Annotated in this window: 9 protein-coding genes; all 9 read left to right on the top strand. The window is 64.5% G+C overall.

Annotated elements, in window-relative coordinates; all coding sequences use genetic code 11:
- The first annotated feature begins 52 nt into the window (after nucleotides 1-52).
- The 9 genes from DID96_RS08545 to rsmG all read left to right on the top strand — a co-directional run bounded on the left by DID96_RS08545 (nucleotide 53) and on the right by rsmG (nucleotide 14,904).
- Entirely contained in the window at nucleotides 53-1,252 is a 1,200-nt protein-coding gene (locus tag DID96_RS08545; protein ID WP_124598922.1) for an ABC transporter substrate-binding protein, read from the top strand.
- Nucleotides 1,253-1,408: 156 nt separating this feature from the next.
- The gene (locus tag DID96_RS08540; RefSeq protein ID WP_124598921.1) at nucleotides 1,409-2,293 is read left to right on the top strand and encodes a branched-chain amino acid ABC transporter permease; all 885 of its coding nucleotides are present in this window, start codon (nucleotides 1,409-1,411) and stop codon (nucleotides 2,291-2,293) included.
- A complete protein-coding gene (locus DID96_RS08535) occupies nucleotides 2,293-3,264 on the top strand; it encodes a branched-chain amino acid ABC transporter permease (protein ID WP_185732199.1) in 972 nt (323 codons plus the stop codon). The genes DID96_RS08540 and DID96_RS08535 overlap by 1 nt, the downstream gene beginning before the upstream one ends.
- A gap of 1,073 nt (nucleotides 3,265-4,337) precedes the next feature.
- Entirely contained in the window at nucleotides 4,338-5,495 is a 1,158-nt protein-coding gene (locus DID96_RS08525) for an ABC transporter substrate-binding protein (RefSeq protein ID WP_124598918.1), read from the top strand.
- Nucleotides 5,496-5,593: 98 nt separating this feature from the next.
- Nucleotides 5,594-6,649, top strand: coding sequence for a branched-chain amino acid ABC transporter permease (locus tag DID96_RS08520; RefSeq protein WP_124598917.1), 1,056 nt, complete (start codon nucleotides 5,594-5,596; stop codon nucleotides 6,647-6,649).
- 4 nt (nucleotides 6,650-6,653) lie between these two features.
- On the top strand, nucleotides 6,654-8,438 hold the full coding sequence (locus tag DID96_RS08515) for an ATP-binding cassette domain-containing protein (RefSeq protein ID WP_124598916.1): 1,785 nt from the start codon (nucleotides 6,654-6,656) through the stop codon (nucleotides 8,436-8,438).
- Nucleotides 8,438-9,193, top strand: coding sequence for an ABC transporter ATP-binding protein (locus tag DID96_RS08510; RefSeq protein WP_124598915.1), 756 nt, complete (start codon nucleotides 8,438-8,440; stop codon nucleotides 9,191-9,193). Before DID96_RS08515 ends, DID96_RS08510 begins: the two co-directional genes overlap by 1 nt.
- A gap of 3,057 nt (nucleotides 9,194-12,250) precedes the next feature.
- Nucleotides 12,251-14,221, top strand: coding sequence for a tRNA uridine-5-carboxymethylaminomethyl(34) synthesis enzyme MnmG (gene mnmG / locus DID96_RS08505; protein ID WP_124598914.1), 1,971 nt, complete (start codon nucleotides 12,251-12,253; stop codon nucleotides 14,219-14,221).
- Nucleotides 14,218-14,904: a 16S rRNA (guanine(527)-N(7))-methyltransferase RsmG gene (rsmG, locus tag DID96_RS08500; RefSeq protein WP_124598913.1), complete on the top strand. Its 687-nt coding sequence runs from the start codon at nucleotides 14,218-14,220 to the stop codon at nucleotides 14,902-14,904. Before mnmG ends, rsmG begins: the two co-directional genes overlap by 4 nt.
- Nucleotides 14,905-14,929: the final 25 nt, after the last annotated feature.

The raw sequence follows: 14,929 nt of genomic DNA, 5'->3' as shown, positions 1-14,929 counted from the left end.
GCCGTGGCGGCCTTCGAATAACCACAACGCATCAGAAGAACAGGAGACGTCAATGAAAATGAAGACCCTCGCGCGCGCCTGTCTCGCGCTCGCGGCCGCCGCGTTCACCGCCGGCGCCGCGCAGGCTGCGGACACCGTGAAGATCGGTTTCATCACCGACATGTCGGGGCTTTACGCGGACATCGACGGGCAGGGCGGCCTCGAGGCGATCCGCATGGCGGTGGCCGATTTCGGCGGCAAGGTGCTCGGCAAGCCGATCGAGGTCGTGTACGCGGATCACCAGAACAAGGCGGACATCGCGGCGTCGAAGGCGCGCGAGTGGATGGATCGCGGCGGGCTCGACCTGCTCGTCGGCGGCACGAACTCGGGGACCGCGCTGGCGATGAACCAGGTCGCTTCGGAGAAGAAGAAGGTCTACATCAACATCGGCGCGGGTGCGGACACGCTGACGAACGAGCAGTGCACGCCGTACACGGTGCACTACGCGTACGACACGATGGCGCTCGCGAAGGGTACGGGCTCGGCGGTGGTGAAGCAGGGCGGCAAGACGTGGTTCTTCCTGACGGCCGACTATGCGTTCGGCAAGGCCCTCGAGAAGAATACGTCGGACGTCGTGAAGGCGAACGGCGGCCAGGTGCTCGGCGCGGTGCGGCACCCGCTGTCGGCGTCGGACTTCTCGTCGTTCCTGCTGCAGGCGCAAGCGTCGAAGGCGCAGATCCTCGGCCTGGCAAACGCGGGCGGCGACACGATCAACTCGATCAAGGCCGCGAAGGAGTTCGGCATCACGAAGACGATGAAGCTCGCCGCGCTGCTGATGTTCATCAACGACGTGCACAGCCTCGGCCTCGAGACGACCCAGGGGCTCGTGCTGACCGACAGCTGGTACTGGAACCGCGATCCGGTGTCGCGCCAGTGGGCGCAGCGCTACTTCGGCAAGATGAAGAAGATGCCGTCGAGCCTGCAGGCCGCCGACTATTCGTCGGTGACGACCTACCTGAAGGCCGTGCAGGCGGCCGGCACGACCGACTCCGACAAGGTGATGGCCGAGCTGAAGAAGATGAAGATCAACGATTTCTACGCGAAGGGCTATATCCGCACCGACGGCAGCATGATCCACGACATGTATCTGATGGAGGTGAAGAAACCGTCCGAATCGAAGGAGCCGTGGGATTACTACAAGGTGCTCGCGACGATTCCGGGCGAACAGGCATTCACGACGAAGCAGGAAACGCGCTGCGCGTTGTGGAAGTAAGCGGGCTGTCGCGGCGCGCAGCGTGACGCGCGTCGCGGCGGCGGGCAGGCAGGGCGGGGCGGCCGCAGCCCCGGCCATTGCCTCATGTGCGTGCGTATGCGCGAGCGCTGCCAACTGGTTGCGCGCGCAACGAACATCACTCTGACGACTGAATCGATGGAAATCTTTGGCATTCCGTTGCCGGCGATGCTGAGCCAGCTGTTGCTCGGGCTCGTCAACGGCTCGTTCTACGCGATCCTGAGCCTCGGGCTCGCGGTGATCTTCGGGCTGCTCAACGTGATCAACTTCGCGCACGGCGCGCTGTTCATGCTCGGCGCGATGCTCGCGTGGATGGGGCTGTCGTACTTCGGGCTGCCGTACTGGGCGATGCTCGTGCTCGCGCCGCTCGTCGTCGGCGTGTTCGGGATCGTCATCGAGCGCTCGATGCTGCGCTGGCTGTACAAGCTCGACCATCTGTACGGGCTGCTGCTGACGTTCGGTCTCACGCTCGTCGTCGAGGGCGTGTTCCGTTCGGTCTACGGCTCGTCGGGCCAGCCGTACGACGTGCCGTCGCAGCTCGCCGGCGCGACCAATCTCGGTTTCATGTTCCTGCCGAACTACCGCGCGTGGGTTGTCGTCGCGTCGCTCGCGGTGTGCCTCGCGACGTGGTTCGTGATCGAGAAGACCCGCCTTGGCGCATACCTGCGCGCGGGCACCGAGAACCCGAAGCTCGTCGAGGCGTTCGGCGTGAACGTGCCGATGATGATCACGCTCACCTACGGCTTCGGCGTCGCGCTCGCCGCGTTTGCGGGCGTGCTGGCCGCGCCGGTGATCCAGGTGTCGCCGCTGATGGGCCAGCCGATGATCATCACCGTGTTCGCGGTGGTCGTGATCGGCGGGATGGGCTCGATCCTCGGCTCGATCCTGACGGGCCTGATGCTCGGCGTGATCGAGGGCTTTACGCGGGTGTTCTATCCGGAGGCGTCGGCGACGGTCGTGTTCGTGATCATGGCGATCGTGCTGCTGATCCGTCCGGCAGGCCTCTTCGGCAAGGAAAAATGATGCAGAGAAAAGTGCTCTACGGCGTGCTGCTCGCCGCGCTGCTGGTCGCGCCGTTCATCGGTGCGTACCCGGTGTTCGTGATGAAGGTGCTCACGTTCGCGCTGTTCGCCGCCGCGTTCAACCTGCTGATCGGCTATACGGGGCTGCTGTCGTTCGGCCACGCGATGTTCCTCGCGACGGCCGGCTACCTGACCGGCTATTCGGTGCAGACGCTTGGCGCGACGCCCGAGCTCGGCGTGCTTGCGGGCACCGCCGCGGCGACGCTGCTCGGGCTCGTCGTCGGCCTGTTCGCGATCCGCCGGCAGGGGATCTACTTCGCGATGATCACGCTCGCGTTCGCGCAGATGGTGTACTTCATCTACCTGCAGGCACCGTTCACGCACGGCGAGGACGGCCTGCAGGGCGTGCCGCGCGGCCGGCTGTTCGGCGTGCTCGACCTGTCGTCCGACCTCGCGCTCTACTACGTCGTGCTCGCGGTAATCGTCGCCGCGTGCGCGTTCATCGTGCGGGTCGTCCACTCGCCGTTCGGGCAGGTGCTTGTCGCGATCAAGGAGAACGAGGCGCGGGCGATCTCGCTCGGCTACGATACGGACCGCTTCAAGCTGCTCGCGTTCGTGCTGTCGGCGGGGCTCGCGGGGCTCGCCGGCGCGCTGAAGGTGCTCGTGCTCGGCTTCGAGACGCTCTCCGACGCGTACTGGACGATGTCGGGCCTCGTCGTGCTGATGACGCTCGTCGGCGGGATGGGCACGCTGTTTGGCCCGCTCGTGGGCGCGGCGCTGATCGTCGCGCTCGAGGACCGGCTCGGCGACATCGGCGAATGGCTCGCGTCGCTCACGGGCATTGGCTGGTTCAACTCGCTCGGCGAGTCCGCGACGATCGTCACCGGGCTGATCTTCATCGCGTGCGTGCTTGCGTTCCGGCGCGGGATCGTCGGCGAAATGATCGCGCGATACAAGCCGCTACGGGCCTGAAGGGTGGTTTTGCGTCGGGTATTCGCAAGCGTTCGGGAGGTGAGCAGGCCCTGGTCACGCGTTGATGCGAAGCACCATCGAACGGTGGTTGCGCATGCATCGACGTGCTAGCCGGCCGGCGTGGCGTGACCAACTGTTGCCCCATTTTCGTGCGGCGATGCACCATAGGGGTAAATGCTAAGTTGCCGCAGTATGAAAGCTCCTTTAATCTTCGTCTCAGTTCTGATGCACCGCGAAACGATTTTGCAGGTGGAGAACGAGGAGACAATCGAGGCACAAAGTGCCCGGACCCAAAGCGCTGTTGGACGGAATCCAACAGCGCTTTTTCATTTGTGTGCGCGTTTTCCTGACGATGGTGCATCGGCCGGGCGCGTTCCGTCATGCGGTCGCCGTCCGGCGACCTGTTTCTCCCGTTCTCTCGTCTCACCATCGCGTCACGACGCGAACCCGCGTGCATGCTTCGGGCTTACCCGGTTGGCGTGCGCAGAAGGCGTCCGTTACACTCGCCTTTCACCGACCACGCGGTCGGGAATACGGTCGGCAGTTCTCCTACAAGCAGAATGCAGAAGAAGGAGTGCGGTTGGATGAGAAGCGCAGCGCGACGGATCGGAGTCAACGTGGTGGCCAAGGCCGCAGAGGCGTCGTTGCACGCGCACGCGCGGGCCGGCATCCCGACCGGCATGCGGGTATCCGCAGCGGTTGCGGCCGCACCGGCTTCCATGACCAGCGGGCACGTCCTTGCACGGGCGCAGAAGGCGCCTGACGCGATTCTTGTCGAACCGGCGTGTGCCCGACACGCATGAGCGGCCCGTATTCCATTGCACGACCTGCCGACCATGCGTCATGCATGCGTCGCGCCGCGGCCCCGCAGCCGGGCGGCATGCCGTCGCTTCGGCCCTTTCCTGATTGCGATCCCGACACGTTCATTCTGGTGACATGCGTGCCGGCCGGCGTTTCACGGGAAAACGAGCGTAGGCGCGGTCATGCGAGATAGTTAAATTATTAACTTGTTTGAGAGTCGGGCGCCGCCCGCGCGCCCCGAGGATTTTTCGAGCAGCGTTTGGAGACACGTAATGAAAATGAATCGATGGATGGAGGCCGTGCTCGCCGCGGGCCTCGTGTGCGCGGCCGCGACGGCGTCGGCGCAGGTGAAGATCGGCGTGACGCTGTCGGCGACCGGGCCGGCCGCATCGCTCGGCATCCCGGAAAAGAACACGATCGCGCTCCTGCCGAAGGAAATCGCGGGCAAGAGCGTGCAGTACATCGTGCTCGACGATGCGTCCGACACGAGCCGCGCGGTGCAGAACGTGCGCAAGCTGATCGACGAGGACCACGTCGACGCGATCATCGGTTCGTCGGTCACGCCGAACTCGCTCGCGATGCTCGATCCGGTGTCGCAGGGCAAGACGCCGGCGATTTCGCTCGCGGCGAGCGCGCAGATCATCACGCCGATGGACGCGAAGCGCGCGTGGATGTTCAAGGTGCCGCAGAACGACCAGCTGATGGCCGACGCGATCGCCGGCTACATGGCGAAGCACGGCGTGAAGACCGTCGGCTTCATCGGCTTCGCCGACGCATACGGCGACAGCTGGTACAACACGTTCAACGCGGCGGCCGCCCGGAACGGGATCAAGATCCTGTCGAACGAGCGCTATAACCGCACCGATGCGTCCGTAATGGGGCAGGTGCTGAAGCTGATCGGCTCGAACCCCGACGTGGTGCTGATCGCCGGCTCCGGCACGCCGGCCGCATTGCCTGCAAAGACGCTGAAGGAGCGCGGCTACAAGGGCAAGGTGTACCAGACGCACGGCGTCGCGAACAACGACTTCCTGCGCGTGTGCGGCAAGGATTGCGACGGCGAGATCCTGCCGGCTGGCCCCGTGCTCGTGACCGACCAGCTGCCGGATTCGAATCCGGTGAAGAAGCCGTCGCAGGCGTACAAGGCGGCTTACGAGAAGGCGTACGGCGCGGGTTCGGTGTCGACGTTCGGCGGCCATGCGTGGGATGCCGGCATGCTGCTGCAGCGGGCGATTCCCGACGCGCTGAAGAAGGGCCAGCCGGGCACCGAGGCGTTCCGCGAAGCGCTGCGCACGGCGCTCGAGAGCGTGAAGGATCTGCCCGTATCGCACGGCGTGATCAACACGACGCCGACCGATCACAACGGCTTCGATACGCGCGCGCGGGTGATGGTGCAGATCGTCGACGGCAAGTGGAAGCTGCAGGCCGAGTGAGTTCCACGTGAACAGGGCAGGCGCGCGCGTCGTGAAGGGCGCTGCGCGCCGTCTGACGATCGCCGTTTTTCCCGCAGCCTTCTCGATACACGAAACGTATGGATCTCTCGATTGCGGCGATCCTCGCGCAAGACGGCATCACGACCGGCGCCATTTATGCATTGTTGTCGCTGGCGCTCGTGCTGGTGTTTTCCGTCACGCGGGTGATCTTCATTCCCCAGGGCGAGTTCGTCGCCTACGGTGCGCTGACGCTGGCCGCGTTGCAGGCGCAGAAATTCCCCGCCACCTGCTGGCTGCTGTTCGTGATGGGCATCGCGTGCTTCGTGCTCGAAGTCGGCGGCCTGGTTCGGCATCGCGAGCGGCGTCACGCGCTCGGTCGCACGCTGACGACGCTCGGCAGCCGCTATGTGCTGATGCCGCTTGCGGTGTTCGCGGTCACGCGCAGCGTTGCCGCGCAGCCGCTGCCGATGCTCGCGCAGATCGCGCTGACGCTCGCGATCGTGGTGCCGATGGGGCCGTTCGTCTACCGGCTCGTCTACCAGCCGGTGGCCGAGGCGACGACGTTGCTGCTGCTGATCGTGTCGGTCGCCGTCCATTTCGCGATGGTGGGCCTCGGGCTCGTGATGTTCGGCGCCGAAGGTTCGCGCACGAATGCGTTCTCGGATGTGTCGCTGTCGGTCGGCAGCCTGACGATCTCGCTGCAGAGCATTCTCGTGGTCGTCACGGCGCTCGTGATGATCGCGGCGCTGTACCTGTACTTCGGCCGCACGATCGCCGGCAAGGCACTGCGCGCGACGTCGGTGAACCGGCTCGGCGCGCGGCTCGTCGGCATCGGCACGACGGAAGCGGGGCGCCTCGCGTTCACGCTCGCGGCGGGGCTCGGCGTGCTGTCCGGCATCCTCGTCGGGCCGCTGACGACGATCTACTACGACTCGGGCTTCCTGATCGGCCTGAAGGGCTTCGTCGGCGCGATCATCGGCGGGCTCGTCAGCTATCCGCTCGCGGCGGCAGGCTCGCTGCTCGTCGGCGTGCTCGAGTCCTATTCGTCGTTCTGGGCGAGCGCATACAAGGAAGTGATCGTGTTCACGCTGATCATTCCGGTGCTGCTGTGGCGCAGCTTCGCGACGCCGCATGCGGAAGAGGACGAGGAGTGACGCGATGAAGACGATGGTGCGCAACAAGACGTTCTGGGTGTTTCTCGTGGTGCTGTTCGCGCTGCCGGTGCTGCCTGGCGTGCTGCGGGTGCCCGAATACTGGATCACGCTGCTGAACTACATCGGCCTCGATGCGATCGTCGCGATCGGGCTCGTGCTGCTGACGGGCGTCGGCGGGATGACGAGCTTCGGACAGGCCGCGTTCGTCGGGATCGGCGCGTATGCGACCGCATACCTGACGACGGCCTATGGCGTGTCGCCATGGCTCGCGCTGATCGCGGGCGTCGTGCTGACGGCGCTCGTCGCGCTCGTGCTGGGCGCGGTGACGATGCGGCTGTCCGGGCACTTCCTGCCGCTCGGGACGATCGCGTGGGGTCTCGCGCTGTTCTACCTGTTCGGCAATCTCGAACTGCTCGGCAAGTACGACGGGATCAACGGCATTGCCGCGCTGAACCTGTTCGGCATCGTGCTCGACAGCGGGCGCAGTCTGTATTTCCTGATCTGGGCGGTGGTGCTGGCGGCGATCGTGTCCGTGCAGAACCTGCTGAACAGCCGGCCGGGCCGCGCGATCCGCGCGCTGCGCGGCGGCGGGGTGATGGCCGAGGCGATGGGCGTGAACACCGCGTGGATGCGGGTCGTGATCTTCGTCTACGCGGCGGTGCTCGCGGCGATTTCGGGCTTCCTGTACGCACACCTGCAGCGTGCGGTGAATCCGACGCCGTTCGGCCTGAACCACGGGATCGAATTCCTGTTCATGGCGGTGGTTGGCGGCGTCGCGCACGTGTGGGGCGCGGTGCTCGGGGCGGCGATCCTCACCGTGCTGCAGGATTACCTGCAGACGCTGCTGCCGAAGCTGCTCGGCGCGGAAGGCAACTTCGAGATCATCGTGTTCGGTGTCGTGATGGTGCTGCTGCTGCAGTACGCGCGGCAGGGCGTCTGGCCGTTCGTCGCGAGGCTGTTTCCACGCGGGCCGCGCGCGTATGTGTCGCGTGACGCCGATCCTTTGCCGCAGCGCACCAAGCCGGCAACCGGCGAAGCGCTGCTCGTCGTCGACAATGCGCGCAAGCAGTTCGGCGGGCTCGTGGCCGTCAACGACGTGAGCTTCGAAGTCAATGCAGGGCAGATCATCGGTCTGATCGGGCCGAATGGCGCCGGCAAATCGACGACGTTCAATCTCGTGACGGGCGTGCTGCGGCCGACGAGCGGCGCGATCACGTTCCGCGGCGAGCGGATCGACGGACTGACGTCGCGCGAGATCGTGCGGCGCGGGATCGGCCGCACGTTCCAGCACGTGAAGCTGCTGCCGGGCATGACGGTGCTGGAAAACGTCGCGCTCGGCGCGCATCTGCGTGGTACGACGGGCGTCTGGCGCAGCATCGCACGGCTCAATGCACACGAGGAGGCGCAATTGCTGGCCGAGGCAGCGCGCCAGATCCGGCGCGTCGGCCTCGAGAGCCACATGTACGACGAAGCGGGGAGCCTCGCGCTCGGCCAGCAGCGAATCCTCGAAATTGCCCGCGCACTGTGCTGCGACCCGACGCTGCTGCTGCTCGACGAACCGGCCGCCGGTCTGCGCTACAAGGAGAAGCAGCAGCTGGCGGACCTGCTGCGACGGCTGAAGGCGGAAGGGATGAGCGTGTTGCTCGTCGAACACGACATGGATTTCGTGATGAATCTCACGGATCGGCTGGTGGTGATGGAGTTCGGCACGCGGATCGCGGAAGGGCTGCCGCAGGACGTGCAGCAGGATCCGGCGGTGCTCGAAGCGTATCTGGGCGGGGTGGAGTGATGACGGACGCGACGATGCCGATTCTCGATGTGCGCGGGCTGGCGGTCCGGTACGGCAAGGTGGAGGCGCTGCACGGCGCGGCGATCAAGGTCGGCGCCGGCCAGATCGTCAGCGTGATCGGGCCCAATGGGGCCGGCAAATCGACGCTGCTGAACGCGATCATGGGCGCGCTGCCGGTGATCGGGCACGCGTCCGGTGCGATCGTGTATCGCGGCGCGGACGTCAGCGCGCTGCCGATCGAGCAGCGGGTCGCGCGCGGCATGTGCCTCGTGCCGGAAAAGCGTGAGCTGTTCGGCACGATGTCGGTGGAGGACAACCTCGTGCTCGGCGCGTATCGGCGCAAGCAGGCCGGCGAAGCGAATTTCCTCGACCAGCTCGATCACGTATTTGCGCTGTTTCCGCGGCTGAAGGAGCGGCGCAATCAGGCGGCTGGCACGCTATCGGGCGGCGAACGACAGATGCTGGCGGTGGGGCGGGCGCTGATGGGCAAGCCGGATCTGTTGATGCTCGACGAGCCGAGCCTGGGGCTCGCGCCGCTGATCGTGAAGGAGATATTTCATATCATCAGCGCGCTGCGCGGCACAGGCGTCGCGACGCTGCTGATCGAGCAGAACGCTCGGGCAGCGCTGCAGATCTCCGATTACGGCTATGTGCTCGAGACGGGCGAATTTGCGCTGGACGGGCCTGCGGCTGAACTGGCGCAGAACTCGCAGGTGATTGAGACCTACCTTGGGTTGGCGAAGAAGTCGGCTTGATGGGTTGGTTGGCGGGAAATGGATGGGGGTGGACGGCGTGTTTCACGTGAAACGCGCCGTTTTTGTTTGGGGTGGGGGACGCGGAGGGCGGTGTTCTGATGACTCCGGCGAGGGGATAAGTGCCGGACGAGCAGATGGAAACCCTGTGAGATGGGGGTGAGACTGTGCGCACAGCACCGTACCGAGCCTTTGCCTTGATCCAGAGCCGACAGTCGCTGTGTTCCACCGACCTGTACCCGGGCGCGTCCTTGCACAGCGCAAAGGGTATTCGCGGCTACGTGCAGGACGCTGGCACGTTTGTGCCGGAAGGGGCGACGGCGGGGGCCGCTACAGAGTCCGCAAGGGATTGAGATCCGAACTTGGGGCGGTGAGGGAGGCGGCTTAAGCAGGGAGCCTGGCGGCAAGCGGGGGCATGTTTCACATGAAACACACCGCTTTTGTTTGGGGTGTGACGATGCGGGGGGCGGTGTCCCGATGACCTGGACGATGGGATAAGTACCGGGCGAGCAGGCGGAAACCACGTGAGATGGGGTCTGAAGGCGCGCAAAGCGCCGTGCCGATCCTTCGTCTTGATCCGGAGCCGATAGTCGCTATGTTCCGCCGACCTGTTCCCGGGCGGGGCCTTGCACAGGACAAAAGGTGTTCGCGACTACGTGCTAGGGGCTGGTAAGTTCATGCTGGAAGGGCCGGCGGCCGAGCCGATACAGAATCTGAAAGTAATTGCGATCGACCTCGGGATGGTGAAGAAGGCGGCATGAGCGAGGTGTTCGACGGCAAGCGGGTGGCATGTTTCACATGAAACACACGGCTTTTGTCTGGCGCATGACGACGCGAGCGGCAGTGTCCCGATGCCTTCGGCAGGGGATAAGTGCCGGACGAACAGCTGGAAACCCTGTGAACTGGGGCCGAGACGGTGCGCAAAGTGCCATGCGAGCCTTTGTCGTGATCCAGGGCTGATGGTCGATGTGTTCCACCGATCTGTTCCCGGGCGGGTTCTTACACAGGGCAAGGGGTATTCACGGCTACGTGCTCGAGGCTGGCAAGTTTGTGCCGGAAGAGCTGGCAGCCGAGCCGATACAGAGCCCGCAAGTGTGAGATCGACCTTGGGATGGTGATGTGGTCGGCTGAGTGAGGTGCTCGACGGCGAGCGAGTGGCATGTTTCATATGAAACACACGGCTTTTGTGTGGGGCGGGCGATGTGGGCGGCGGTATCCCGATGACTCGTTGTGTGGATAAGTGTCGGATGAGCAGCTGGAAACCCTGTGAGATAGGGTCGAGTCGGCGCGCAAAGTGCCGTGCCGAGCCGTCGTCGTGATCCAGAGCCGATAGCCGCCGCGTTCCACCGACCTGTTCCCGGGCGGGTTCTTGCACAGGGCAAAGGGTGTTCACGGCTACGTGTTGGAAGCTGGCAAGTTTGTGCCGGCAGAGCTGGCGACCGAGCCGATACAGAGCCCGCAAGTGTGTGGATCGACCTTGGGATAGTGATGTGGTCGGCGATTGAGGTGCTCGACGGCAACCTGATGCCATGTTTCACATGAAACACACGGCTTTTGTGTGGCGCATGACGCGCGAGCGGCGGTGTCCCGATGGCTTCGGCGGGGGATAAGTGCCGGACGAACAGATGGAAACCCTGTGAGCCGGGGCCGAGACGGCGCGCAAAGTGCCGTGCCGAGCCGTCGTCTTGATCTAGAGCCGATGGCCGCCGTGTTCCACTGACCTGTACCCGGGCGGGACCCCTTGCACAGGGCAAAGGGTGTTCACGACAACGTGCTGGAGCCTGGCAAGTTTGTGCCGGAAGGGGCGGCGGCCAAGCCGGTACAGAATCCGCAAGTGTGAGATCGACCTTGGGGTGGTGAGGGAATCGGCGTGGGTGAGGTGTTCGACGGCAAGCGGGCGGCATGTTTCACATGAAACGCACCACTTTTGTCTGGCGCATGACGACGCGGGCGCCGCTGTCCCAGCGGCTTCGACAGGGGATAAGTGCAGGACGAACAGATGGAAACCCTGTGAGATGGGGCCAGGATGGCGCGCACAGTGTGCCGTGCCGTCGTCTTGATCCGAAGCCGATAGTCGCCGTGTTCCACCGACCTGTACTCGGGCGGGGCCTTGCGTAGGACAAAGGGTGTTCACGACAACGTGCTGGAGACTGGCAAGTTTGTGCCGGAAGGGCCGGTACCGGACCCGGAAGTGTGAGATCGACGTTGGGGCGGTGAGAAAGTCGGATTGAGCAAGGTGTTCGACGGCAAGCGGATGACATGTTTCACATGAAACACACCACTATTGTTTAAGGCGTGACGATGCGGGCGCTAGTGTTCCGACGACTCCAGCAGGGGATAAGTGCGGCACGAACAGATGGAAACCCTGTGAGATGGGGCCAGGATGGCGCGCCCTGTGCCGTGCCGAGCCTTCGTCTTGATCCGAAGCCGATAGTCGCCGTGTTCCACCGACCTGTTCCGGGCGGGCCCTTGCGTAGGCCAAAGGTGTTCACGACGACATGCTGGAGTCTGGCAAGTTTGTGCCGGAAGGGTCGGCGGCCAGGCCGGTACAGAATCCGCAAGTATGAGATCGACCTTGGGATGGCGTGGAAGGCGGCTTAAACGAAGGCTTAAGCGAGGTGCGCGGCGGCAAGCGGGTGGCAGTTTCACATGGAATACACCGCTTTTGTTCGGGATGTGACGATTCCGGCGCTGGTGTCCCGATGATGCCGGCTTGGGGATAAGTACCGGACGAACAGCTGGAAACCCTGTGAGAGGGTGCCAAGACGGAGCGCACATCACCGTGCCGATGCTTCGTCTTGATCCAGGGCCGATAAGTCCTCTCTGTTCCACCGATCTGTTCCCGGGCGCGCCCTTGCACGGGGCAAAAGGTGTTCCGACACCCACGGACTCGCCACCGCAGCCGATTGAGCGGCACAGATTCACCAATCGGCCGACGAAAACGGGCGAAATGAACGGACCCTACCATTCGGACGGTCTTCAGGCGAAAAGCGAACCCGCTATAATTCGGCCCATACATTTCTCAGAAAGGTCTGTGCGCTGTCCGGCACGGAGTCCGCCATGCTTTATCCCACAGAATTTGACGTAATCGTCGTCGGCGGCGGTCATGCCGGCACGGAAGCCGCGCTGGCGTCCGCCCGCATGGGCGTGAAGACGCTATTGCTGACGCACAACATCGAAACCCTCGGGCAGATGAGCTGCAATCCGTCGATCGGCGGCATTGGCAAGGGCCATCTGGTCAAGGAAGTCGATGCGTTGGGCGGCGCGATGGCCGCTGCGACGGACGAGGGCGGTATTCAGTTCCGGATCCTCAATTCGTCGAAGGGGCCGGCTGTTCGTGCGACGCGCGCACAGGCCGACCGCATCCTGTACAAGGCAGCGATCCGCCACCGCCTCGAGAACCAGCCCAATCTGTGGCTGTTCCAGCAAGCGGTGGACGACCTGATGGTCGAAGGCGATCGCGTGGTGGGCGCCGTCACCCAGATCGGCATCCGTTTCCGTGCGCGCGCCGTGGTGCTGACGGCCGGCACGTTCCTCGACGGCAAGATCCACGTCGGCCTGAACAACTACACAGGCGGCCGGGCAGGGGATCCGGCCGCCGTGACGTTGTCCTCCCGCCTGAAGGAGCTGAAGCTGCCCCAAGGGCGGCTGAAGACCGGGACGCCGCCGCGTATCGACGGCCGCTCGATCGACTTCTCGAAGCTGGAAGAGCAGCCGGGCGATCTCGATCCGATCCCCGTGTTCTCGTTCCTGGGTCGCGCGGAGCAGCATCCTCAGCAGATGCCGTGCTGGATCACGCACACGAACGAGCGCACACACGACATCATCCGAGGCGGCCTCGATCGCTCGCCGATGTATACAGGCGTGATCGAAGGCGTCGGGCCGCGCTACTGTCCGTCGATCGAGGACAAGATTCACCGGTTCGCGTCCAAGGAATCGCACCAGATCTTCCTCGAACCGGAAGGGCTGACGACCAACGAGTTCTATCCGAACGGGATCTCGACGAGCCTGCCGTTCGACGTGCAACTCGAGCTCGTGCATTCGATGCGCGGCCTCGAACAGGCGCACATCCTGCGTCCGGGCTATGCGATCGAGTACGACTACTTCGATCCGCGTGCATTGAAGGCGTCGCTGGAAACCAAGGCGATCAATGGTCTGTTTTTTGCGGGCCAGATCAACGGGACGACCGGTTACGAAGAGGCGGCCGCGCAGGGCTTGCTGGCTGGCGTCAACGCAGGCCTGTACGTGCAGGAAAAGGAAGCGTGGTGCCCGCGTCGCGACCAGGCTTATATCGGCGTGCTGGTCGACGATCTGGTGACGCGCGGTGTCGCCGAGCCGTACCGGATGTTCACGAGCCGCGCCGAGTATCGGTTGAGCTTGCGTGAAGACAACGCGGACATGCGCCTGACCGAAATCGGCCGCGAGCTGGGCCTCGTGGACGACGTGCGTTGGGACGCGTTCTGCCGGAAACGCGACGCTGTTTCACGTGAAACCGAGCGCCTGAAGTCGACGTGGGTCACGCCGAAAACGCTGCCGGCCGACGAAGCGGTGGCACTGCTCGGCAAGGCGATCGATCACGAATATAGCCTCGCCGAGCTGCTGCGCCGTCCGGGCGTCAGCTACGACGGCGTGTGCGGCCTGAAGGGCGGCGAATGCGGTCCGGCGGAGCCGCTGGTCGACGATCCGGTCCTGCTTGCGCAGATCAAGGAGCAGGTCGAGATCGGCATCAAGTATCAGGGCTACATCGAGCGCCAGGCGAGCGAGATCGAGCGCAACGACGCGAACGAGAACACGCGACTGCCCGAAGGCATCGACTATCGCGAAGTGCGTGGGCTGTCATTCGAAGTGAGCCAGAAGCTGAATCAGTTCCGGCCGGAAACGATCGGACAGGCATCGCGCATTTCGGGTGTCACGCCGGCGGCGATTTCGCTGCTGATGGTGCATCTGAAGCGTCGCGGCCTCGGCCGCCGCAACGGTGCCGCGGAAGCGGCCGTGGAGCAGGGGGACAGCAATGTCCCGACGCAACAATGACGGCGCGTCGCGCGCCGGCGGTTAATCGGGACGTATTGGAGAGGATGCTCGCCGACGGCGCAAACGCGCTCGGCGTCGTGCTGACGGATGCGCAGCGTAACCAGTTGCTCGACTATGTCGCGCTGCTGGCGAAGTGGAATGCGGTCTACAACCTGACCGCGATCCGCGATCCGCAGCAGATGCTGATTCAGCACATCCTCGATTCGCTGTCGATCGTTCCCCACCTGCGTGACCGGGCGTCGGCGCGCGTGCTCGATGTCGGATCGGGCGGTGGGCTGCCGGGCATCGTGCTCGCGATCGTTCGGCCGGAATGGCAGGTCACGCTGAACGACATCGTCCAGAAGAAATCCGCTTTCCAGACGCAGACCCGGGCCGAGCTGAAGCTCGCGAACCTGTCGGTCGTCACCGGTCGCGTGGAATCTCTGCAACCGGGCGTCGACGTGCAGGAAAAATTCGATGTGATCGTGTCGCGCGCTTTCGCGGACCTCTCCGACTTCGTTAAACTTGCTCGACATCTGGTTGCGCCGGGCGGGGCGATCTGGGCGATGAAGGGCGTGCACCCTGACGACGAGATTGCACGCTTGCCCGATGGCAGCCACGTGAAGCAGGCCATTCGGCTCGCGGTGCCGATGCTCGATGCCGAACGGCATCTGATCGAAGTCACTGTCGACGAAGCGATTTGACGGCGCGCCAAGTGGCGCGCCGAAT

Origin of the sequence: Burkholderia sp. Bp8963, assembly GCF_003854275.1 — a bacterium.
Lineage (GTDB): Bacteria > Pseudomonadota > Gammaproteobacteria > Burkholderiales > Burkholderiaceae > Burkholderia.
This window is presented reverse-complemented; position numbering and strand designations above follow the sequence as displayed.

Excerpts from the sequence above, each read along its gene's own strand:
- DID96_RS08545 (WP_124598922.1), top strand. The coding sequence starts at position 53 with ATGAAAATGAAGACCCTCGCGCGCGCCTGTCTCGCGCTCGCGGCCGCC.
- DID96_RS08540 (WP_124598921.1), top strand. The coding sequence starts at position 1,409 with ATGGAAATCTTTGGCATTCCGTTGCCGGCGATGCTGAGCCAGCTGTTG.
- DID96_RS08535 (WP_185732199.1), top strand. The coding sequence starts at position 2,293 with ATGCAGAGAAAAGTGCTCTACGGCGTGCTGCTCGCCGCGCTGCTGGTC.
- DID96_RS08525 (WP_124598918.1), top strand. The coding sequence starts at position 4,338 with ATGAAAATGAATCGATGGATGGAGGCCGTGCTCGCCGCGGGCCTCGTG.
- DID96_RS08520 (WP_124598917.1), top strand. The coding sequence starts at position 5,594 with ATGGATCTCTCGATTGCGGCGATCCTCGCGCAAGACGGCATCACGACC.
- DID96_RS08515 (WP_124598916.1), top strand. The coding sequence starts at position 6,654 with ATGAAGACGATGGTGCGCAACAAGACGTTCTGGGTGTTTCTCGTGGTG.
- DID96_RS08510 (WP_124598915.1), top strand. The coding sequence starts at position 8,438 with ATGACGGACGCGACGATGCCGATTCTCGATGTGCGCGGGCTGGCGGTC.
- mnmG (WP_124598914.1), top strand. The coding sequence starts at position 12,251 with ATGCTTTATCCCACAGAATTTGACGTAATCGTCGTCGGCGGCGGTCAT.
- rsmG (WP_124598913.1), top strand. The coding sequence starts at position 14,218 with ATGACGGCGCGTCGCGCGCCGGCGGTTAATCGGGACGTATTGGAGAGG.